Genomic DNA, 21,894 nt, shown 5'->3' with positions numbered 1-21,894 from the left:
ACACCGAAGTTCCTTCCCCAGTCGCAGGCACCATCGTTGAGATCCTGTTCCAGGAAGACGACACCGTAGACGTCGGCGAAGTCATCGTCCGCATCGGCGACGGCTCCGCACCAGCACCAAAGGCAGAGGCACCTAAGGAAGAAGCACCTAAGGAAGAGGCACCTAAGGCCGAGGAGCCTAAGAAGGAAGAGGTCGCTGCCAAGGTTGAGGCTCCAAAGCAGGAGGCTCCTGCCAAGGTTGATAACTCTGACGCTCCTTACGTCACGCCACTGGTACGCAAGCTCGCTGACAAGCACGGCGTTGACCTGTCCAAGGTTGAGGGCACCGGTGTCGGTGGCCGCATCCGCAAGCAGGACGTTCTCGCTGCTGCCGGCCAGGGCGACGCTCCAGCTGCTGCAGCTCCAAAGGCTAACGTTTCCACCAAGTCCGTGGATCCAGAGAAGGCCAAGCTGCGTGGCACCACGGTGCGTGTGAACCGCATCCGCGAGATCACCGCTGTCAAGACTCTCGAGTCCCTGCACGGTGCCGCACAGCTGACTCAGCTGCACGAGGTCGACATGACCCGTATTGCCGAGCTGCGCAAGGCTAAGAAGCCAGCTTTCATCGAGAAGCACGGCGTGAACCTCACCTACCTGCCATTCTTCGCAAAGGCAGTTGTCGAGGCACTGGTTTCCCACCCGAACGTCAACGCGTCTTACAACGCAAAGACCAAGGAGATCACCTACCACCCAGCTGTGAACCTCGGCATCGCCGTGGACACCCCTGCTGGACTGCTCTCCCCTGTCATCCACAACGCACAGGACATGAGCCTGCCAGAGCTAGCTAAGGCCATCGTGGACATCGCTGACCGCGCTCGCAACAACAAGCTCAAGCCAAACGACCTGATGGGTGGCACCTTCACCATCACCAACATTGGCTCGGAGGGCGCACTGTCCGACACCCCAATCCTCGTACCACCACAGGCTGCGATGATCGGCACCGGCGCCATCGTCAAGCGCCCAGTAGTCATCACCGAGGATGGCAACGACGCTATTGCGATCCGCCAGATGGTCTACCTGCCAATGACCTACGATCACCAGCTGATCGACGGCGCAGACGCAGGTCGATTCATGACCACCGTCCGCGATCGCCTCGAGAACATCGACTTCGAGGGTGACCTCGAGCTCTAACTCGAAAAGTGATTCACAGCCACCACTGAGCGTCAGCTCGGTGGTGGCTGTTTTTCTCCCTATTTCCATGTCTAAGACAACCTAACGTTGCAGGTCATCACCACTGCAGCTAGAGGTGTTTCACAAATGGCATCCCGGGGAGACCAATGCCATATAAAGTGGTGAGAAGAATTGTTTTTCAACCAACTAAGGAGCAGGTTATTCCATGACTAACCAATGGAATCCGGCAGCATTCGTCGGTCGACACCTCGGCCCGAATCTCCCTGAAGAGCGATACATGCTCGCAACCCTGGGCTACGAAAGCCTGGAGGATCTTGTCGCCGCAGCACTCCCCGAGGGCCTCGCTTTCGCCAATGCCCCGGAGCTCCCAGAACCAGTATCTGAATTCGAAGTTCAGGCACGCCTGCAGGAACTTGCCTCCAAGAACAACGTAAAGAAGGTGTTCTACGGCCAGGGTTACAGCGACACCATCACCCCACCAGTGATCCGTCGCGGTGTGCTCGAGGATGCCGGTTGGTACACTGCCTACACTCCCTACCAGCCTGAAATTTCCCAGGGCCGCCTGGAGGCATTGCTGAACTTCCAGACGATGATCACCGAACTCACCGGCCTCGACATTGCTAACGCATCTCTGCTCGACGAAGCAACTGCCGTCGCAGAAGCAATCGGCCTGATGAGCCGCGCCGTTCGCAAGGGACGCCGCGTGGTGCTTGACTCCCGACTCCACCCACAAGTTCTGTCAGTGGCTGCAGAGCGCGCCCGCGTCATCGACTTGGAAGTCGAAATCACCAACCTGGCTGACGGCCTTGTCGGCGAAGACCTCGTCGGCGTCGTCATTGCTTACCCAGGCACCGAAGGCGACATCGTTGACCCAACGCAGGTCATCGAGGACATTCACGCCAAGGGCGGCTTGGCTACCGTTGTTGCCGATCTACTGAGCCTCGTACTGCTCAAGTCCCCAGGCGAACTTGGCGCAGACATCAGCGTCGGCTCTTCCCAGCGCTTCGGTGTGCCACTGTTCTTCGGCGGACCACACGCAGCGTTCATGGCTGTTTCCGACAAGTTGAAGCGTCAGATGCCAGGTCGCCTCGTCGGCGTCTCCATCGACGAAGACGGCAAGCCTGCCTACCGCCTCGCCCTGCAGACTCGTGAGCAGCACATCCGCCGCGAGAAGGCCACGTCCAACATTTGTACTGCCCAGGCACTCCTGGCAGTCACCGCTTCCATGTACGCGGTCTACCACGGACCTGCCGGCCTCTTCGCCATTGCTTCTCGGGTTCACAGCCTGGCAAGCCAGCTGGCACGCACGCTGGGCGAGGCAGGTCTTACCGTTCTTCACCAGCAGTTCTTCGACACGATCACTGTCCAGGTAGCGAATGCGCCGGAGATCGTCGACAAGGCGGGCGAAGCCGGCTACCTGCTCCGCGCCATCGGCAGCGACAAGGTGTCCATCTCCTTCGGCGAGTCCGCATCCGAAAAGGATGTGGCAGCGCTGGCAGAATTCTTCGGTGTTTCCGATGTGAAGGAAGCAGTGCAGGATGACCTCGATTCCCTGCTGCGTACCGACGCTATCCTCGAGCACCCAATCTTCAACCAGATGCACTCCGAGACCCAGATGATGCGCTACATCCGCAAGCTGGGCGATCGCGACCTCGCACTGGATCGCACGATGATCCCACTGGGTTCTTGCACCATGAAGCTGAACCCAACCGCTGGCATGGAGGCTATCTCCTACCCAGGCTTCGCTGGCATCCACCCATACGCGCCTGAGGCTGACGCGCAGGGCTGGAAGGAACTCATCGCAGAGCTGGAAGAATGGCTCGCAAAGATCACCGGCTACGCCAAGGTTTCCGTGCAGCCACCAAGCGGCGCCATGGGCGAGCTTGCCGGTCTGCTAGCTATCCGTCGCTACCACGTTGCCAACGGCGATGAGAACCGCGACATCGTCCTGATTCCGCAGTCCGCACACGGCACCAACGCTGCCTCCGCAACGCTGGCTAACCTCCGCGTAGCCGTCGTTGCAACCGCCCCAGACGGCTCCATCGACGTTGAGGATCTCGACGCCAAGATCGCCAAGCACGGCGACCACATCGCCGGCATCATGATCACCTACCCATCCACCCACGGCGTATTCGAAGACACCGTGCGCACGGTATGCAAGAAGGTGCACGACGCTGGCGGACAGGTCTACATCGACGGCGCCAACATGAACGCCCTCACTGGCATCGCTGGTCCAGGCGAGTTCGGTGGCGACGTTTCCCACCTGAACCTGCACAAGACTTTCACCATCCCTCACGGCGGTGGTGGCCCAGGCGTCGGCCCAGTCTGTGTGGCTAAGCACCTCGTGCCATTCCTGCCCACCGACGCCCGCGACGTTGACCCAGCGCAGCCAGTCGCAACTAGCGAAGGTGTTCCTGTCGCTGGCGCCCTCCACGGCTCTGCAGGCGTCCTGCCGATTCCTTACGCTTACATCGCGATGATGGGCATCGAGGGCCTGCGCGCAGCCACCGCTACCGCGATCCTCAACGCCAACTACATCTCCTTCCAGCTGCGCGACCACTTCCCAACGCTGTACACCGGCGAAGGCGGCCTGGTGGCGCACGAGTGCATCCTTGACCTGCGTGAGCTGACCAAGGACAGTGGAGTGACAGCAACGGACGTCGCAAAGCGCCTGGTTGACTACGGCTTCCACGCACCAACGCTGTCCTTCCCTGTGGCCGGCACCCTCATGGTCGAGCCAACGGAATCCGAGGATCTGGAGGAGCTGGATCGCTTCATTCAGGCAATGCAGAGTATCCGCGCTGAGATCCAGGAAATCATCGACGGCCGTGTTGCTTACGAGGATTCTGTGCTGGCACACGCCCCATTCACTGCTCCAGCGATTGCTGCCGACGAATGGAAGTTCAAGTTCAGCCGCCAGCAGGCAGCTTTCCCAGTGCCAGGCCTGGTCGAGACCAAGTACTACCCTGCAGTTCGCCGTATCAACGAAGCCTACGGCGACCGAAATCTCATGTGTTCCTGCCCTTCCCCTGAGGCATTCGATATGGAGGAAAACTAATGCTGAGCCCACTTCATGCTGAGCACGAAAAGCTCGGCGCCATGTTCACCGACTTCGGTGGCTGGGAAATGCCACTGCGTTACGGCAACGAACTGGACGAGCACCGCGCCGTGCGCACCAATGTCGGACTGTTCGACCTTTCCCACATGGGCGAAGTCCGCGTGACCGGCGCCGAAGCCGGAAAATTCCTTGACTACGCGCTGATCTCGCAACTCTCCGCCATCGCCCTCGGCAAGGCGAAGTACACGATGATCGTGAACGAAGAGGGCGGCATCATCGATGACCTCATCGTCTACCGCCTCGGCGAGGAAGAATTCCTGGTCGTCCCGAACGCTGGCAACGCCAAGACCGTCGCTGGCCTGCTCGCTGAGCGCGCAGAAGGTTTCGACGTGACCGTCACCGACGAGTCCGCCGACACCGCCCTCATCGCAGTCCAGGGCCCACGCGCCGCGGAAATGCTCGGCGACATCCCGGAGCTGAAGTACTACACCGCTGCCCCAGCCACCATCCTCGGCCACGACGTCCTTCTCGCCCGCACCGGCTACACCGGCGAAGACGGCTTCGAGCTGTTCCTCCCAGCCACCGAAGCCACCGCCCTATGGCAGGCGCTTATCGACGCCGGTTCCGCCTTCGACCTGCTGCCTTGCGGCCTCGCATGCCGCGACTCCCTGCGTCTCGAGGCAGGCATGCCACTGTACGGCCACGAGCTAAACCTTGACCTGAAGCCGGCGGATGCTGGCCTTGGCATGGTCGTGTCCAAGAAGAAGGAAGAGCCATTCGTTGGTTCCGAGGTGCTGCTCGCTGACTACACCCCAGCTCGCAAGCTCATTGGTCTGCAGGGCGAAGGCCGTCGTGCTGCCCGTGCTGAGTCGGTTATTCTCTCGCCGTCAGGCGAAGAGATCGGTGTGGTGACCTCCGGTCAGCTCTCCCCAACCCTTGGCTACCCCATCGCACTGGCTTACGTGGACGCAGAATTTGCCGAAGAAGGAAACACCTTGGATGTTGATATCCGTGGCAAGAAGCACACGTACACTGTGGTTAAACTTCCGTTTTACAAGCGCGCTTAAATCCTGAAAGGAACGCACATGTCTTTGCCTGAGTCTTTCTCTTACTCCGAGGACCACGAGTGGATCACCTCCACCGAGGTCGGCGCGACCGCAAAGGTCGGCATCACCGATTTCGCCGCCAACGCACTGGGCGAAATCGTCTACGTTGACCTGCCAGCTGTTGGCGACACCGTAGAAATCGGCGAGTCTTGTGGCGAGGTGGAGTCCACCAAGTCCGTCTCCGACATCTTCTCCCCTGTCAACGGCACCGTCACCGCCATCAACGAGGAGCTCGCTGACGCGCCAGAGACCATCAACTCTGACCCATTCGAGGCAGGTTGGCTGTTCGAGGTTCAGATCACCGAGGTCGGACCAGTCATGACCGCTGCTGAGTACGCAGAGAAGAACGGCATCTAATAGTCGCTCAAACTCGAAGTGGGGCACTTTCCAATGGAAGGAAAGTGCCCCACTTTTTGTGTGTTAGTCGAACAGGTTACCCAGGACGCTACCGCCTCCGGAACCGCCATCGCTGCCGACTTGATCCCAGATAGTTGGGCCTTCAGATGGCTGAATGATGACGGCGCCTTGGCCGCCGAAGGCCAGCTGGAGGCTCTCGCCGGTGCCGCCGTGGATCATGGAGCCGAGGCCACCAGAGAAGTCCGTCTTTACCTGCATCTGTACTCCTCCGGTCCACAGCACGGCTGCTTGTGGGTCGGCAAAGGTCGGGGCCTCAGAAACGTTCAGGGCCATTGGTTCGCCGTCCGTAGTGATGGCAACGAAACCAGTGCCACGCAGAGACACGTTGAATAGGCCACCGGCCATCATTCCGCCGCCCTTGATGCGGTGCACATCCCACTGAATCGACGAGGAAAAAGCAAGCACGTTGCGTCCGTTAACGGACACCATGTCGTTCTCCAGGTAGAAGATCTGCACTTCCTGCGCAGCATCAGCGAGGAAGACCTGTCCGCCACCGGACACTTCCATCATTTCCACGCCCTCGCCGGTGACGGCCTTCTTAAACATCTTCCCCAGGCTTCCCGACCCCTTATTCTGGAACCGAACATCACCCTGGTAGGCCACCATGGAACCGACCTTGGCCTGGATTGGACCGTTGCTCAGGTTTGCCTTGAGCAACTTCTTGTTTTGCTGCACGAACTGGTCATTGGACTGCACTTCGTTGTACGACTGGAACAAATCGCCGTAGATCATGGGAGCCTTTCTTTCGTGGGTCGGATTGGGTGTACGCCCGATAGTAGTATTGTTGTTGCTTATGACAGCTCCACGTCCGCCGTTCACTGCGCCAGATATTTCTATTCGCCGAGGTGACGGGCCTTTGGACGTCGTAAAGCTTGGGCTGCAAGACTACGAGCACATGTGGCACCGGCAGGCTGACATTGCTGCCGACCGCGCCGCCGACAAAGTGAACGATCAGCTGCTCATGCTGGAGCACCCTTCCATCTACACCGCGGGTAAGCGCACCCAGCCGGAGGACCGCCCAACCAACGGCCTCCCCGTCATCGATGTCGACCGCGGTGGCCGCATCACCTGGCACGGCGAGGGCCAACTAGTCTGCTACCCGATCATCAAGCTGCGCGAGCCCGTCGACGTGGTGGATTACGTCCGCCGCATCGAAGAGGCACTGATCCAGGTTGTGCGCCAGCTTGGCGTCAGCAACGCAGGGCGTATCGACGGCCGCAGCGGCGTCTGGGTGCCAGCATCCGACGGCCGCCCGGACCGAAAGATTGCGGCACTAGGCATCCGCTTGACCCGTGGCGTCTCCATGCACGGACTAGCCCTGAACTGCAACAACACGCTCGAATACTACGAGCACATTGTGCCGTGTGGCATCGACGACGCCGGGGTGACCACCCTCTCACTGGAGTTGGGGCGTGAGGTCACGGTTGATGAGTGCATTGAACCCCTCGCGGTTGCTTTGACGGACGCTTTGGAAGGCCGCTTGACCGTGGCTGACCACACGTTTGGCAGCGCACCCGATCCGTGTAAGGGACTAGGAAAACGAAAGGTGTAGGGTGGCCTACGTGACTGTTGCACCTGAAGGTAAGAAGATGCTCCGCGTCGAGGCTCGCAACGCCCAGACGCCGATTGAAAACAAGCCACGTTGGATCCGCACCTCGGTGAAGACCGGCCCTGAGTATCAGGACATGAAGAAGCGCGTGTCGGGCGCTTCCCTGCACACGGTGTGTCAGGAGGCAGGCTGCCCGAACATCCACGAGTGCTGGGAGTCCCGCGAGGCTACCTTCCTCATCGGTGGCGACCAATGCACCCGCCGCTGCGACTTCTGCCAGATCCACACCGGCAAGCCAGAGCCACTCGACCGCGACGAACCACGTCGCGTGGCCGAGTCCGTGAAGGAAATGGGCCTGAACTACGCCACCATCACCGGCGTTACCCGCGACGATCTGGAAGATGAAGGCGCCTGGCTGTACGCCGAGGTCGTCCGCCAGATCCACGCCATGAACCCAAACACTGGTGTTGAGAACCTGGTTCCTGACTTCTCCGGCAAGCCTGACCTGCTCCAGCAGGTCTTTGAGGCCCGCCCAGAGGTCTTCGCGCACAACGTGGAAACCGTGCCACGCATTTTCAAGCGCATCCGCCCGGCCTTCCGCTACGACCGCTCCCTCGACGTCATCCGCCAGGCCCGCGACTTCGGTCTCGTCACCAAGTCCAATCTGATCCTCGGCATGGGCGAAACCCCAGAAGAGGTGCAGGAAGCACTGCGCGAACTGCATGATGCCGGCTGCGACATCATCACCATTACCCAGTACCTACGCCCGGGCATTAAGTTCCACCCAATCGACCGCTGGGTTCGCCCGGAGGAATTCGTCGAGCACGCCGACTACGCCCGCGAACTTGGATTCTCCGGCGTCATGTCCGGCCCATTGGTCCGCTCCTCCTACCGCGCCGGTCGCCTCTACGCCCAGACCATCAAGGCCCGTGGCGAAGAGCTCCCAGAGAACCTCAAGCACCTGGAGGAAACTTCTGATGGTTCCACTGCGCAGGAAGCTTCTTCCTTGATCAAGAAGTACGGAGCTTCGGAAGAGACTCCGGTAGTGACCAAGTAACTCTGGGCAAGTCTGTTCGAGCGGAAATTGTTTCCACTGGGCGTCGCTTTGTGTGAACCACGAGTTTAGGAACCCGAGTTTCGGTGCACAATTGCGTGAAAACTCCGGCTTTTCACCCGAAACTCAGGTTCCTAAACCCACCGTTCAGTTAGTGAACGTGGTGGCGCAGTTATCAGCTAATGAGGTAGGCCGCGGTGCCGTGGGGGTCTGCCAGGAATTCTCGGTAGGCGGCCACGAGTTCGCAGTCGTTATAGGAGACCGGATCTATTCCGGTCTCGGAAATCTCCAGGATGCGGGCACCAGGAATCTGCAGCAAGATTGGCGAGTGGGTAGCGATCAAAAATTGCGCCCCTTGCCCCGCAAGCTCCTCGATTCGCTCGCGAAGCTCGATGCTCGTGGCAAAACTCAACCCCGATTCCGGCTCATCCAAGAAGTAGAGCCCCTGGCCGTGGAACCGGTGACGTACAAGTTCCATCGTGCTCTCCCCATGGGACATGTGGTGCAGAAGCGGCCCCTGCCCGGTGTTCACGGAGTCGAGGTAGGAATAGGCCCGGTACATTGATTCGGCGCGGAGGAAGTAGCCGTCCCGCGGGTTCTTCGATCGCACAATCCGGAGCCATTGGTGCAGTTCAGACACTGATTCTCGCCCACTGAAGTTCGCGTGGCGCGAGCCACCTTCAGGGCTAAACCGCATCGCCACAGCGAGTGCTTCCAGCAGAGTGGATTTACCGGACCCGTTCTCTCCCACAAAGAAGGTGACAGGGGTGTCAACGAGGACCTCTTGCGTCGACAAGGCCTGCACCACGGGCAGGTGGGCGACGTACGAGTGTGTCTCGAGCGAGGGCAGCGAAAATGACCGGATGAACATCTATACCCCCAGCTCCTTGGCGTAGGAGAGGTAGAGCGGGTGCTCGTCGTAGGCCATACGCCCGAAGCCACGCGGGGTGATGTGGATGATGTCAGCCCCGGGGATGCCGAGGATGATTGGTGAGTGCGTCGCGATGATGAATTGCCCGCCACCTGCCGCAATCCGGTGGATGTATCCGAGCAGCGCCATTTGGTGGATGGGGCTGAGGCCCGCTTCGGGCTCGTCAAGGATGTAGAGCCACTTGTTGAAGAAGTTCTCTTCCACCACGTCCATGATGGATTGCCCGTGCGAGCGCACGTGAGCCTGCGGGGATACGTTGTAATGCGTTTCTGCACGTAGAAAATACCCGCCAAGCAGCGCGTCGGCTCCGGCAATCCATAGTCCCCGATGCAGCTGCGAGGTGGTCCATTCGGTGGTCTGGAAGATGTATTGTGGCCCACCTTCTGCGTTAAAGCCCAGCTTGCAGGCCAAAGCCTCGATGAGTGTTGACTTCCCTGAACCGTTCTCGCCGGTGAAAATCGTGACTGGTTCCTTCAAGCGCAGGGATTGCTTGGTCAAGTGCTCGGCGACGGGAAGAGTGGACATATAATCCTTCACTTTCCATGGTTTGACACCGATGCTGTCGACGAACATGCCTCCACTATGCCAAACCGGGCGTCTAGCGTCCCTCAAGTTTCGCACCAGAATTTCAACAGGATAGACTGGTGCCCATGGCAGATGCGAAGAAGGCCGATCTGAAGGCGGCCGAGAAGGAAGCAAAGGCAGCTAAGCGCGCCCAGCGCCGACAGAACTACTCCCAGATGTGGCAGGCGTTCAACATTCAGCGCAAGCAGGACAAGGCTCTTGTCCCATTGATGTTGCTGGCTGTGATCGGTTTGGCGCTGGTCTTCTTCGGCATCGGTTATTTGTTCGACGCCCAGTGGTGGATGCTGCCGATCGGTATTGCTCTCGGCATCATGCTCGCCATGTTTGTCTTCACCCGTCGCGTGGAAAATTCCGTCTATGACCAGGCAGCTAACCAGCCTGGTGCTGCCGGTTGGGCGCTGGAGAACTTGAAGTCGGGCGTCGGCATGGCGTGGCGCACCAAGACCGCAATTGCCGCTAACACCCACATGGATGCTGTGCACCGCGTGATCGGCAACCCAGGCATCGTGCTCGTGGGTGAAGGCGAGATGCACCGCGTGAAGCCAATGATGGCGCAGGCTAAGCGTCGCCTCAACCGTGTCTCCGGTGGCGTGCCAATTTACGAAATGTTCGCTGGCGAAGGCGAAGGCCAGGTCCGTCTTCGTGACCTCCAGAAGGAGCTCATGAAGCTGCCTCGCAACTACAAGAAAGACGAAGTGTACGCACTAGCCCAGAAGATCGAGGCCATGGATGCCGTGGCTAACCCAGGCCAGGCTGGTCTGCCAAAGGGCCCACTTCCAAAGGGCGCAAAGGTCTCCGGCATGAACCGCCGCGCTCGTCGTCAGGCAGAACGCGGGAAGTAACTCCCGATGCAGATTTTCGTTGAGAATCAGCTCTTAGCCCTAGTCGTCATCATGGCGCTAGGGCTTTTGCTTGGCCGAATCCGGATCGGTTCCTTCAAATTGGGCGTGGCTGCCGTGCTGTTTGTGGGCCTCGCCTTCGCCACCATCGAGCCCGCAGTGACGCTGCCACCGATTGTTTACATCATCGGCCTATCGATCTTCGTCTACACCATCGGTCTCGAAGCAGGTCCCGACTTCTTCCACTCCCTCCGAACCACCGGCACCAAGGCGAATCTGTTTGCCATCGGAATGATCACTGCGACCACGGTGCTGGCCTGGGGCGTCGTGAAGCTCGCGGGGATGCACCCCGCCACCGCAACGGGCATGTTCACGGGTGCGCTCACCAACACGCCTGCCATGGCTGCTGCCAAGGAGTCCCTGCCCGCGCTTTTCGACGCCGCGGAGCTGCAAACCGTGTCGGACCTGCCGGTGGTGGCCTATTCCCTGGCCTACCCGTTGGGCGTTCTGGTGGTTATCTTGACGATTGGCATCGCGGGCAAGCTGTTTCGCATCGATCACGATGAGGAAGCCCGCGCTGCGGGAGTCGCTGTGCAGGAGCTCATTACGCAGCGCATCCGCGTCGACCATGACGAGCTGCCTGCGATCACGAACATTCCATACATCTTGAATTTGGAAGTGATCGTCTCCAGGCGTGAGCGTGACGGCGAGCTTCACGTGCCTGATCACGGTGACCGTGCTCACCCCGGCGACGTGCTGTCCCTCGTCGGCACCGCGGAAGAAATCGCCCGTGCCGTTCCACTGATCGGCACTGCTCTGGACGGCGATCCGACGCATGATGACGGTCTGGATTATCGACGCATCTTCGTCTCCAACCCCGATGTCGTTGGCATCCCGCTGGAAAAGCTTCGCCCCAAAATGTCCGACATGCTCATTACCCGCATCAGGCGCGGCGATGACGACATGGTGGCTACACCAGACATGATCTTGCACCTCGGCGACCGTGTCCGTGTGGTCACCTCCGCCTCCAAGCTGGACAAGGCGACCAAGTTCTTCGGCGACTCCTACAAGTCCGTCTCCGAAATTAATTTCATCCCGCTTCTGATCGGCCTCACGCTCGGAGTCTTAGTCGGCATGGCATCCATTCCGCTGCCTGGCGGAATGACTCTCAAACTCGGCAATGCCGGTGGCCCACTCATTGTTGCCCTGTTGCTCGGAGCGTTGGGGCGCACAGGCGGAGTGGTCTGGCAGACCCCCTACTCTGCCCTGAAGATCCTGCAGTCGCTGGGTCTCACGCTCTTCCTCGCCGGCATCGGCACCACCGCTGGCTCCGGTTTTGCCAAAGCAATGTCCGACCCTGCTTCCCTGACAGTCATTGGTATCGGCGCGCTGATCACCTTCTTCATCAGCGCGGCGACCCTAATTGTGGGCTATGTGTTCCTCAAGCTACCTTTCGGCATCGTGTCCGGAATCCTGGCCGGCGTACAGACCCACCCCGCTGTACTGAGCTATGCCAGCGATCAAACCCGAAACGAACTGCCTGCCATGGGCTACACCTCGGTGTATCCGATCGCGATGGTCGCGAAGATCATCGCGGCGCAGATTTTGCTGTTTGTTTTGGTTTAACCCAAGATCACTGCGGTTCCCGTAGCGCGGTCGTGCAGGCCGCGCCCATCGGAGTCCACCAAGATTGGTGGCAGAAGAAAGACAGTCAGCGCGATGCGCACGAGTGCGCGCCACAGACCGACGCGTTCTTCAGCGTCGATACGCGCGACGCCCATGCCGAGCATCGCCTGTCCGGGGGTACGCGCGAACAGTGCCACTCCGACAACGCTGATGATGCAGAAGATCACCATGGTGAGTGTCGGCACTCCGCCGAGAGCCTTGGTGAAACTATGCAGAATGATGGAAATAAACATCGCGAAGAACCAGTCCAGCGTGATGCCACCACATCGACGCAGCACAGATGCTAGTGCTCCAGGCCCTTTTTCGGGGAGTCCGAGCTTTTCGCCGGGCCACTTCCCTGGGCCAAGATCATCGTAGTCACCAGGGATTGCGGGCCCCTCAATCCAGCTGCGTTTCGGTTCAGACATACCTAGCAATGTATCTGTGAACGAAATACAAGCGCAATTTAGCGCTTATGCCGATTGAGTTTGTACACTGGAGGGCATGCAACAGTGAATAAATGCTGTGCTGTAGCTGGTCTTGCCCAATCAAGGCCAGCTCGACAATTATCGTCCCGGCCCGCAAGCCCGCGGGCCACACCCGCGAGGAGCACCACGTGGCATTTGAAAACGTCGCCGATGTAGTTAAGTACATCAAGGACGAGAACATCGAGTTCCTGGACATTCGATTCACCGACGTCCCTGGTACGGAACACCACCTTTCGATCCCAGCATCGATGTTCGACGAGGAAGCCGCGGAGAACGGCCTCGCATTCGACGGCTCTTCCATCCGTGGCTTCACCACGATCGAAGAATCCGACATGAACCTGCTGCCGGATGTCAAGACCGCGATGATCGACCCATTCCGCCCGGTCAAGACGCTGAACATGAAGTTCTTCGTCCACGATCCATTCACCCGCGAGCCTTTCTCCCGCGACCCACGCAACGTCGCTCGCAAGGCTGAGGAATACCTCGTCTCCACCGGCATCGCAGACACCTGCTTCTTCGGCGCAGAGGCCGAGTTCTACCTCTTCGACTCCGTCCGCTTCCACGCTGACGTCAACGCTGCTTTCTACGAGCTTGACTCCGACGAAGGCTGGTGGAACCGCGGCGAGGAGTTCAACCTCGACGGTTCCCGCAACGTTGCTTACAAGAACCGCACCAAGAAGGGCTACTTCCCTAACGCTCCTTACGATGGCGCCGTCGACATCCGCGACGAAATGGTGCGCCACATGCGCGAGGCCGGTTTTGAGGTCGAGCGCTTCCACCACGAGTGCGGCCAGGGCCAGCAGGAAATTAACTACAAGTTCAACACTTTGCTCCACGCTGCTGATGACCTGCAGACCTTTAAGTACATCGTGAAGCAGGTAGCGAAGGCCAACGGCAAGGCTGCAACCTTCATGCCTAAGCCACTGGCTGGCGACGCAGGCTCCGGCATGCACGCCCACCAGTCGCTGTGGAAGGACGGCAAGCCTCTGTTCCACGATGACAACGGCTACGCAGGCCTGTCCGACATGGCTCGCTACTACATCGGTGGCATCCTCCACCACGCTGGTGCGGTCCTGTCCTTCACCAACCCAACCCTGAACTCCTACCACCGCCTGGTGCCAGGCTTCGAGGCCCCAATCAACCTGGTGTACTCGCAGCGCAACCGCTCCGCAGCCGTGCGTATCCCAATCACCGGCTCCAACCCAAAGGCGAAGCGCATCGAGTTCCGCGCACCAGACCCATCAGGCAACCCATACTTCGGTTTCGCTGCCATGATGATGGCTGGCCTCGACGGCATCAAGAACCGTATCGAGCCTCACGCACCAGTGGACAAGGATCTCTACGAGCTGCCACCAGAGGAAGCAAAGTCCATCCCGACCGCTCCAACCTCCCTGGAAGCATCCCTCGAGGCACTTGCCGAGGACCACGAGTTCCTCACCGAAGGCGGCGTGTTCACTGAGGACCTGATCGATACGTACATCAAGTTCAAGTACGACAACGAGATCATTCCGAACCGCACCCGTCCGAACCCACAAGAGTTCGAAATGTACTTCGACTGCTAGTCCTTTAGCCGTCAACAGCCCTCGCTCCGAGACATCGGAACGGGGGCATTTTCGTTGCATCGGCTGTTTTTAAGTCAATTTTTAGCATCGTTGCTATCTGGTTATCTCCGGTGCTACCGCTCCGAGAAAAACCCACCACAGCCCACAAAACCGGAAATGTAACTAGAAGATAACGCCAGAACAAAAGCCCAGGTGGCTGGAGGCGTCGACAAGCCCGAAAGTTGGCGAGCTGTACTGAGGTGCCCCTAGCGTGGGTTTCACCGGTCGGAAAACAAACCGACTGCCGAAAGCTAGATGACAAGAAAGGATCGATTGAACATGACTAACAAGAACATTCGCGACCTGTTCAAGGCAACCGCTTTTGACAACTCCGGCGAGAAGCTCGGTGGCGTTAAGGAGATTTTCGTTGATGACAACTCCGGTCAGCCAACCTTCGTAGAGGTCGGCCACGGCCTGTTCGGCATGAGCTCCTCCATCGTGCCACTTCGCGGCCACACCTTTAACGGCGAGGACCTGAAGCTGGCCTTCTCCAAGGACCGCATCAAGGACGCTCCAGATCTCGACGTTAACAACGCGCTGACCCCAGCTGATCAGAACCGCGTCTACGAGCACTTCGGCCTCACCGGCGCAACTGACACCGAGCGTTACGAGACCGGCGCTGGTTTCGCAGGTGCAGGCGCTGGCACCACCGCTCACGACGATCGTCACCGCGATCTGCACCGCGACGGTTCTGTTGAGCGCGACCACGACCGTCACGATGTGACTGGTGACCGCGACTCCCTGGTTCGCTCCGAGGAGCGCCTGAATGTAGACAAGGAGCGCGTCGAGACCGGCGAGGCTCGCCTGCGCAAGTACGTGGTTCACGACACCGAAACCGTTGAGGTCCCAGTTACCCGCGAAGAGGTTCGCGTCGAGCGCACTCCAATCGACGGTGACGCCCGCAAGGGTGGCCTGGCTGGCGCTGGCATCGGTGAGGAAGAGGCTTCCGTCACACTGCACGAGGAGCGCGTGTCCGTGACGAAGGAAACCGTCCCAGTTGAGGAAGTTTCCCTGCACAAGGACAAGGTCCGCGAGACTGAGACCGTCTCTGAGGACGTTCGTAAGGAAAAGATCGAGGTTGATGGCCTCGAGCGTGACCGTGACATCCGTCGATAGGACCCACTATGTCTGACTCCCCTTTCGGAGACCGCAACCCGCCACGTACGTTCGACCCGGAGCAATCCAATGGCGAGAACGCTCCAGCGAACAGTGGCAACTTCAAGACCGAGGCAGCTGAGCGTCTCGCACGCATCACCTCCCCGGAGACTGAAGACGAGCGTGATTTTGAGGTCGAGCGAGAATTCGGCCGCGAGGTGAACTAACCCCTCGTATTCGGGCGCCCCACACGGGGCGCCCGTTTTCGCGTTCATGGCATGCTTAAGACATGACCGATGAAAAGCTGCGCCAACTGGAATACGCCTACGGCCTGCAACGAGTACAAATCAAGGATCCTGGCCTGAACGCAGAGATCTGGGCATTTAGGCACACCTTCGATGCCACCACAAAGCTGGTGACTGTCTGCACTGTCAGTGAGCCACAGGACTACTGCATCACCGTGTTGGAGCCAGACCTCGGCGCGGCGGTCGCGCTGCTCAGAGTGGTGCTCGGCCGGAAGGATTCTCCTTGGATCCCGGGCCGGGTGTGGCTCAATGACCAGCCCCTCCTGCAAGGAACTGCCATCCAAGGCTTGGTGGTTACGGAAGGTCAATGGTCCGAAATCATCGCGCTGACTGAGGCGGAAGCAGAACTTATCGCACGAGAAACGCTCAGCGCGATCACTATTACTAGGGCCCGAAAGCCACTAGCTTTTTGCGATTTGTTCCGCACCAATGCCATGCCTGAGGTTTCTGATGAAGCGCTATCGTCAATCACCGTATTCGAGTCGAAGCACTCATCGGTTGCCCCCTTACGAAAGATTCGGGCCATGCCGTACCACCGGTTCATGGTGCTCACCAACGAAGAGACCGAAGAGTTTCTGGCAGACCTTGATAACTTCACACGCACCACTGCCCTGGCAGTTATTCCTCGTCTCCACGGCAGCCGCCTCTTCTTCCACGGCGAAACACCTGGCGAGGAACTGACCTATGGACACAGCGGCTGGGTTCTTGGGTAACCTACATACCTATGAAACGCGTCACTGCCCTCATTCTCCTGCCTGCCCTGCTCCTTGTTGGATGTGGAAAAGACGAAGAAAAGATTGAAGCTGGGCCGCTCACCACCACGAGCGCGACGCCTACCCCAACGCCAACTCCCACCAAGACTCCTACCCCGCCCCCTGCCACCCTGGGCAGCTTCGAAATGGACGGCCCTGCAAAAGTCACGGGCGCTCAGTATGCGTCCATGCCATATGTACTGCCACTCAACCCGGCAGGCCCGCAGGAAACGATGGTGCGGTGGGTTGAAGGTTGGGGCGTGAACCCAAGCAACAGCGAACAAGGCACGATGTACGTGCTCGGACACGCCTGGGGCCAGCAAAAGCTGGTGTTTAATTCGATTTCTGAAGTGGTTACGGCCGCCGTCGATCTGAATAAGCCACCGCAGCAGGTTCCCGCTGTTTCTGGCGGTACGGTCGGGCGCTATGCCAGCGATGTGCTGAACGGCTCCCGCATCACTATGAAGGACGAGGCCGGGCACGAGCGTGTGTGGGTCGTCGATAATGCGTGGCTGGTAGATAAGTACGACGCGATCGAGGACAAGGAACTCATGGACGAGCATGACAAGGGACGCATCATCCTGATTGCGTGCTCCGTGTCCGGCACCCAGGACCTTGGTTACAACGTGATTGTGTCGGGTCACCTTGAGTAACGATCCACGCAAGAAGCTCAGTCGCACAGCGATCATCGTGTGGGCGGCTGCGGTGGCGGTCTACATCGTTGCCATCGCTGGTCGTACCTCGATGGGTGTCGCTGGTGTCGCCGCAACCGAGCATTTTCATATCGACGCCTCCCGCCTCGCCGTGTTCACATCGGTGCAGGTGGGCGTGTATGCGCTCGTGCAAATCCCCACTGGTATCCTCATTGACCGTTTCGGCGCCCGTCGTCTGTTGTTCGCCGGCGCGGTGGTCATGGCGATCGGCCAACTCATCCTTGGTCTAACGTCGACCTATGCCGTCGCCATTGGCGCTCGCGTCCTCATTGGTGCAGGTGATGCCACCGCATTCCTCTCCCTCATGAGGATCCTGCCGTTCTGGTTCCCACTCAAGCACACCCCGTTGTTCGCGCAGCTCAGCGCGGCTCTCGGACAGGTCGGCCAATTCCTCTCCGCGATCCCATTCCTCGCGATCCTCGGGATCCACGGTTGGCGCGCCGCGTTCCTCTCCCTCGGTGCCGTCGGCGTGTTGGTGGCTCTTGCTGCCAACATCCTCATCAAGGACAGCCCCCACGAGTCGCGCGGTGCCCGCACCACCCCGCTTGTCGACGTCCTTCGGCTCCCTGTCTGCTGGCTCGGATTTTTCAATCACGGCGTCATGCTGATGCCACTGATTGTTTTCAACCTTCTCTGGGGCATGCCCACCATGACCAAAGGCATGGGCATGGCTGCTGCCACGGCAGCATCCGTTCTGGTGATCAACACAGTTTGTACGGTCTTGGCGGGACCTTTCCACGGGATCTTGTCTGCCCGGGCTGGACGCAAGCGCGAACTTGTGTCACTCGTTTTCGCGCTGATCATGATGGCGTGGATGGGCTCATTCTTCTGGCAATCTACCCCGCCGAGTTTCGGGTTTGTCGCCGTGATGGCGGCCGTGCTCGGAATCTTGGTCCCGGCTTCCAACTACGGCTTCGACACGATCCGCGAAACGCTCCCCCACTCCGTGGTCACCACGGGAACCGGACTTGCCAACATGGGAGGCTTCCTCTCCGGAATGGTTGCCTCCCAGGGCGTCGGCATTGTGCTGGGCCATGTCTCGGACGGCGCATGGACCTGGGCCGATTTCCGCATTGCGTGGATCGCCCTCTTCGCAGTCTGGGCAGTCCTGATTGTCGGCTTGGTGGTTAGCCGAGCCAAGGCAATGCGGGTGTAGTGCGTTAAATAGCCTGCCGGTTTGTTAAGCCCCAGGCCGGCGCTGCGTGTTCTTCGTAATCAGGGTGTCGAACAGTCCGCGAACTGCTTCTTCGCTCAAGACTTGGCGCACGGAGTCGCGCAGCGCATCTGATGCGGATGGACCGACTGGCTCCGCATCTACGACCTCGGGACGCACCACTTCACCGAATTCTAGTGACAGGGTGTCGCCTACGACCTTCAGCTCGGTGTCTGGCGACACTCCTGCGGCCTGGGCGGCGTCGACAAGCGCGGCGAGCTCAGCCAGCGTCGCGGTGGATAGGTCCAGTGACATTGAGATTCCCATGCACCCCACCCTAATCCAGGTGCGTGTCGGGTGCCGGTTCTCCCCAAAACACCTCGTCCACCACAGCGCGCGCCCGGCGCGTGACCTTCAGGTAGTGGTCGAGGAATTCTTGGGATTGCCAACGTCCCCAGCCGGCTGCACCCGCCACTGCCGCGAGGTGAGGCCCGGATGGTGGTAGTTCGTCGGTGCGACGTCCTCGGATTAGCACGAGAGCATTGCGTGCCTTGGTTGCCGTGAGCCAAGCTGTGCGCAAAATATCAACCTTCGCAGGCTCCAGGACCTTTTTGTCTTCCAGCACATCCAACGCCTCGAGAGTGGACGGGGTGCGCAGCTCTTTCACTTCGTGGGAGTGCAGCATGGTGAGGAGCTGGACGGTCCATTCGATGTCGGTGAGCGCGCCACGGCCGAGCTTGGTGTGCATGTTGCGGTCGGCGCCACGTGGGAGACGCTCATTATCGACGCGTGCCTTCATCCGGCGTACTTCTTGCACTGTCTTGCGGGATGCCCCGGATTCTGGATAACGGAATCGGTCGATCATGGCGATGAATGCCCTGCCCAATGGCTCGTCGCCGGCGATGTATTCGGCGCGCAGCAGCGCTTGGATTTCCCAGGTTTCGCCCCAGCGCTCGTAGTACTGTTCGTAGGATTCCATCGTTCTTACGACTGCGCCGGAGCGTCCTTCGGGGCGCAGGCCTAGGTCAACTTCGAGGGCGGGGTCTCCTGAAGGCTTGGACAGTCGGCTGCGTACTCGGTCGCAGACGCCGATCGCCCATTTCACGGCGTCGTGTTCGTCCGCACCTGCGTGTGGTTGGCAAACGAACATAACATCAGCGTCGGAGCCGAAGCCGAGTTCTGCGCCTCCGAGGCGGCCCATGCCGATGACGGCGATGCGTGCGGGTGGTTCTTCCTCCGGGGGTGTAGATGCTGCGATTTCTGCTGCGAAAGCCGCGTCGAGTACGGCGTCCCAGACCCGGGAGAGGCTTTCGCAGACGTCCTTAACGGGCATCAGCCCAAGTAGATCAGCTGCAGCAATGCGGGTGAGTTCCACGCGTCGAAGGCTGCGTGCCACCTTGACTGCTTTGTCTGGATCCGGGTGCCGTCCGGCTGCAGCAACCAGGGATGTCGACACAGTATCTGGGTCAGTCTGTAGCAGCATGGGGCCACCAGCACCATCGCGCAGCAGTTTTACTGCATCAGGGGTGTTGAGCAGCAGCTCCGTGATGTACGGCGAGGTGCCCAGGATGTGCATGAGGCGCTGGCCAACGATGCCTTCGTCGCGGAGCATGCGGAGGAACCATTGGCGGTCCAATGCTGCGTCGGAGAGGCGACGGTAGCCAAGCAAACCGGCGTCAGGGTCCGGGGTTTCGGCGAGCCAACCCATGAGGGTCGGCAGCAGCATGGCTTGGATTTTCGCCTTGCGGCTTTGTCCGGCGGCGAGCGCGGTGAGGTGCTCGTAGGCGCGGTCTGGGAATTGGTAATTCAGCGCGGCGAGCTGGCGCTTTGCAGCCTCCGGAGACAGGCGCAGAGTGTCGACAGACAGCGAGGTCACGGATTCGAGCAGCGGGCGGTAGAACAGCTTGGAGTGCAGCGTGGAAATGTCCATGCGGACTTTCCGGAACTCTTCCGCCAAAATCTCGCTGCTTCGTTGCGATCCAGTGCTGACCGTGCCCGTCGTGCGCGCCAACCAACTCAGCGACTGGGAATCCTCCTCAGGAGGCATGGTGTGCGTGCGACGAAGTTTTTGAAGCTGCAAACGGTGCTCGAGCAGGCGGAGGTACTCGTAGTCCTCGATGAGAACTCGACCGTCTTCACGGCCAACATATCCAGCGGTCACCAGCGCTTGCAGGGCGTTGATGGTCGACTTTGCGCGCAGGGTTTCATCGCTACGACCATGGACCAATTGGAGGAGTTGAACCGCGAATTCGACGTCGCGAAGCCCGCCAATGCCCAGCTTCAGCTCGCGTTCGCGCAGGCTGGCGGGCACGTTCTCGATCACGCGACGTCGCATAGCTTGAACGTCGGAGACAAAGCTGTCGCGTTCGGACGCCACCCATACCATCGGGTCAAGCGCGTCCATGTACTGCTCGGCCAGCGGTATGAAGCCCGTCATCGGTCGGGCCTTGAGCAGCGCCTGGAACTCCCAAGTGTGCGCCCAACGCTTGTAATAGGTGACGTGTGATTCCAGCGTTCGTACCAGGGCGCCAGCTTTGCCTTCTGGTCGCAACGCCGCGTCGACCTCGAAGAAGCACTTGGAACCGATCCGCATCAATTCCGCTGCCACCTTCGTGGCTGTGGTATCCGCGGGCTCGGCGATGAAGATGACGTCAACATCCGAGATGTAGTTGAGTTCGCGCGCACCGCACTTGCCCATCGCGATCACCGCGAGCTCACCCTGCTCACCGCCCACCGCATGCTTCGCGACGGCCAAGGCCGCCGTCAAACTAGCGTCCGCGAGATCAGCCAACAGGCCCGACACCACGGTAAACGGCACCTCAGGCTGCCCTGGACGGCGCGAATTGCTGGGATAGGTTCCCGCAAGATCGTGAGCCGCAATCCGCATGATGAGACTGCGGTACGTCACCTGCAGTTTTCGCTCCGTGTCCAGGCCCGATTCCCCGGCGATATAGGATCCTGGGGACGAAAGATCCGGGGTGGCGGTATCGCCGTCAATCCCCGCAGGCTCGGCGTGGACACACCCGAGCATTTCCTGCATAAGCTCCCCCGAGGTGGGAAGCGGCAAGGTGAGAAGGCGCCAGGTGTCTGGATTCGCTACCAGGTGATCACCCAGGGCAGAGGATGCCCCGAACAGGGAAAACAGTCGGACTCGGAAGGCAAGGTCGGAGCGGAGCTGCTGGTTGAACTCCTCCCACTGACCAGTTTCTTCAAGTGCGCTGTGCAGGCGAACCAAGTTGTTGAGTGCTAGGTCGCCGTCTCCTGCCCCCGACAGTGCCCACAACACCTCAAGAGAGTCGTTGTTGTACCACCCAAGCAGCTCAAGATCAGCTTCGGCTGTGCGCCCATGCAGACTGAGGGCACCTGGGGTCGGGAGTGTGGATCGGGATGAACGGGGGCTGGACACAGCAGGTT

20 protein-coding genes are annotated in these 21,894 nt (G+C 59.9%); 14 read left to right on the top strand and 6 right to left on the bottom strand.

The genetic code is table 11. The features are described from left to right. From sucB to gcvH, 4 genes are all read left to right on the top strand, one after another. The coding region (sucB, locus tag WG939_RS09855) for a 2-oxoglutarate dehydrogenase, E2 component, dihydrolipoamide succinyltransferase (protein ID WP_339985227.1) at nucleotides 1-1,169 on the top strand (1,169 nt) is incomplete at its 5' end. 205 nt (nucleotides 1,170-1,374) lie between these two features. Then, entirely contained in the window at nucleotides 1,375-4,227 is a 2,853-nt protein-coding gene (gene gcvP / locus WG939_RS09850; RefSeq protein ID WP_339985225.1) for an aminomethyl-transferring glycine dehydrogenase, read from the top strand. Then, a complete protein-coding gene (gene gcvT / locus WG939_RS09845) occupies nucleotides 4,227-5,294 on the top strand; it encodes a glycine cleavage system aminomethyltransferase GcvT (protein ID WP_339985222.1) in 1,068 nt (355 codons plus the stop codon). The genes gcvP and gcvT overlap by 1 nt, the downstream gene beginning before the upstream one ends. Before the next feature lie 18 nt (nucleotides 5,295-5,312). After that, entirely contained in the window at nucleotides 5,313-5,690 is a 378-nt protein-coding gene (gene gcvH / locus WG939_RS09840) for a glycine cleavage system protein GcvH (RefSeq protein WP_339985220.1), read from the top strand. A gap of 63 nt (nucleotides 5,691-5,753) precedes the next feature. On the opposite strand, the gene WG939_RS09835 is transcribed toward gcvH, so the two are convergent. After that, nucleotides 5,754-6,482, bottom strand: a complete 729-nt coding sequence (locus tag WG939_RS09835; RefSeq protein WP_339985218.1) for an AIM24 family protein — start codon at nucleotides 6,480-6,482, stop codon at nucleotides 5,754-5,756. 61 nt (nucleotides 6,483-6,543) lie between these two features. Here WG939_RS09835 and lipB point away from each other — a divergent pair, with 61 nt between their 5' ends. Both lipB and lipA read left to right on the top strand, forming a co-directional pair. Further along, on the top strand, nucleotides 6,544-7,302 hold the full coding sequence (lipB, locus tag WG939_RS09830) for a lipoyl(octanoyl) transferase LipB (RefSeq protein ID WP_339985217.1): 759 nt from the start codon (nucleotides 6,544-6,546) through the stop codon (nucleotides 7,300-7,302). 10 nt (nucleotides 7,303-7,312) lie between these two features. Further along, nucleotides 7,313-8,356, top strand: coding sequence for a lipoyl synthase (gene lipA, locus WG939_RS09825; RefSeq protein WP_339985215.1), 1,044 nt, complete (start codon nucleotides 7,313-7,315; stop codon nucleotides 8,354-8,356). Between the two features lie 172 nt (nucleotides 8,357-8,528). Here the strand turns inward: lipA and WG939_RS09820 are convergent, their stop codons facing one another. Together WG939_RS09820 and WG939_RS09815 are read right to left on the bottom strand one after the other, a co-directional pair. After that, on the bottom strand, nucleotides 8,529-9,224 hold the full coding sequence (locus tag WG939_RS09820; protein ID WP_339985213.1) for an AAA family ATPase: 696 nt from the start codon (nucleotides 9,222-9,224) through the stop codon (nucleotides 8,529-8,531). Continuing rightward, nucleotides 9,225-9,857 (bottom strand): AAA family ATPase, encoded by a 633-nt coding sequence (locus WG939_RS09815; protein WP_339985211.1) that lies wholly within the window; start codon nucleotides 9,855-9,857, stop codon nucleotides 9,225-9,227. A gap of 77 nt (nucleotides 9,858-9,934) precedes the next feature. On the opposite strand from WG939_RS09815, the gene WG939_RS09810 reads away from it, so the two are divergent. Both WG939_RS09810 and WG939_RS09805 read left to right on the top strand, forming a co-directional pair. After that, nucleotides 9,935-10,711, top strand: coding sequence for a DUF4191 domain-containing protein (locus tag WG939_RS09810; RefSeq protein ID WP_339985209.1), 777 nt, complete (start codon nucleotides 9,935-9,937; stop codon nucleotides 10,709-10,711). Nucleotides 10,712-10,717: 6 nt separating this feature from the next. Continuing rightward, nucleotides 10,718-12,334, top strand: a complete 1,617-nt coding sequence (locus tag WG939_RS09805) for an aspartate:alanine exchanger family transporter (protein ID WP_339985207.1) — start codon at nucleotides 10,718-10,720, stop codon at nucleotides 12,332-12,334. Here the strand turns inward: WG939_RS09805 and WG939_RS09800 are convergent. After that, complete coding sequence (locus tag WG939_RS09800; RefSeq protein WP_339985205.1) at nucleotides 12,331-12,801, bottom strand: RDD family protein; 471 nt, start codon at nucleotides 12,799-12,801, stop codon at nucleotides 12,331-12,333. The two genes, WG939_RS09805 and WG939_RS09800, sit on opposite strands and share 4 nt — an antisense overlap. Nucleotides 12,802-12,989: 188 nt before the next feature. Between WG939_RS09800 and glnA the strand changes: the two genes are divergently transcribed. The 6 genes from glnA (at nucleotide 12,990) to WG939_RS09770 (ending at nucleotide 18,483) form a co-directional block, all read left to right on the top strand. Then, complete coding sequence (gene glnA, locus WG939_RS09795) at nucleotides 12,990-14,423, top strand: type I glutamate--ammonia ligase (protein ID WP_339985256.1); 1,434 nt, start codon at nucleotides 12,990-12,992, stop codon at nucleotides 14,421-14,423. A 318-nt stretch (nucleotides 14,424-14,741) separates the two neighbouring features. Then, a complete protein-coding gene (locus WG939_RS09790; RefSeq protein WP_339985203.1) occupies nucleotides 14,742-15,578 on the top strand; it encodes a PRC and DUF2382 domain-containing protein in 837 nt (278 codons plus the stop codon). Between the two features lie 8 nt (nucleotides 15,579-15,586). Continuing rightward, nucleotides 15,587-15,784 (top strand): hypothetical protein, encoded by a 198-nt coding sequence (locus WG939_RS09785; RefSeq protein ID WP_339985201.1) that lies wholly within the window; start codon nucleotides 15,587-15,589, stop codon nucleotides 15,782-15,784. Nucleotides 15,785-15,846: 62 nt separating this feature from the next. Further along, nucleotides 15,847-16,575 (top strand): hypothetical protein, encoded by a 729-nt coding sequence (locus WG939_RS09780; RefSeq protein ID WP_339985199.1) that lies wholly within the window; start codon nucleotides 15,847-15,849, stop codon nucleotides 16,573-16,575. An 11-nt stretch (nucleotides 16,576-16,586) separates the two neighbouring features. Continuing rightward, entirely contained in the window at nucleotides 16,587-17,267 is a 681-nt protein-coding gene (locus WG939_RS09775; RefSeq protein WP_339985197.1) for a sortase, read from the top strand. Beyond that, complete coding sequence (locus WG939_RS09770; RefSeq protein ID WP_339985195.1) at nucleotides 17,260-18,483, top strand: MFS transporter; 1,224 nt, start codon at nucleotides 17,260-17,262, stop codon at nucleotides 18,481-18,483. Before WG939_RS09775 ends, WG939_RS09770 begins: the two co-directional genes overlap by 8 nt. A gap of 24 nt (nucleotides 18,484-18,507) precedes the next feature. On the opposite strand, the gene WG939_RS09765 is transcribed toward WG939_RS09770, so the two are convergent. Then, nucleotides 18,508-18,807 carry a hypothetical protein gene (locus WG939_RS09765; protein ID WP_339985192.1) on the bottom strand — a complete coding sequence of 100 codons (300 nt, stop codon included), beginning with the start codon at nucleotides 18,805-18,807 and terminating at the stop codon, nucleotides 18,508-18,510. A gap of 10 nt (nucleotides 18,808-18,817) precedes the next feature. Continuing rightward, the gene (locus WG939_RS09760) at nucleotides 18,818-21,886 is read right to left on the bottom strand and encodes a bifunctional [glutamine synthetase] adenylyltransferase/[glutamine synthetase]-adenylyl-L-tyrosine phosphorylase (RefSeq protein ID WP_339985190.1); all 3,069 of its coding nucleotides are present in this window, start codon (nucleotides 21,884-21,886) and stop codon (nucleotides 18,818-18,820) included. Nucleotides 21,887-21,894 lie beyond the last annotated feature (8 nt).

The sequence above is a fragment of the Corynebacterium sp. H130 genome (genome assembly GCF_037572395.1).
GTDB lineage: Bacteria > Actinomycetota > Actinomycetes > Mycobacteriales > Mycobacteriaceae > Corynebacterium.
The sequence above is the reverse complement of the archived record's forward strand: the minus strand, read 5'-3'. Positions and strand labels throughout refer to the sequence as shown.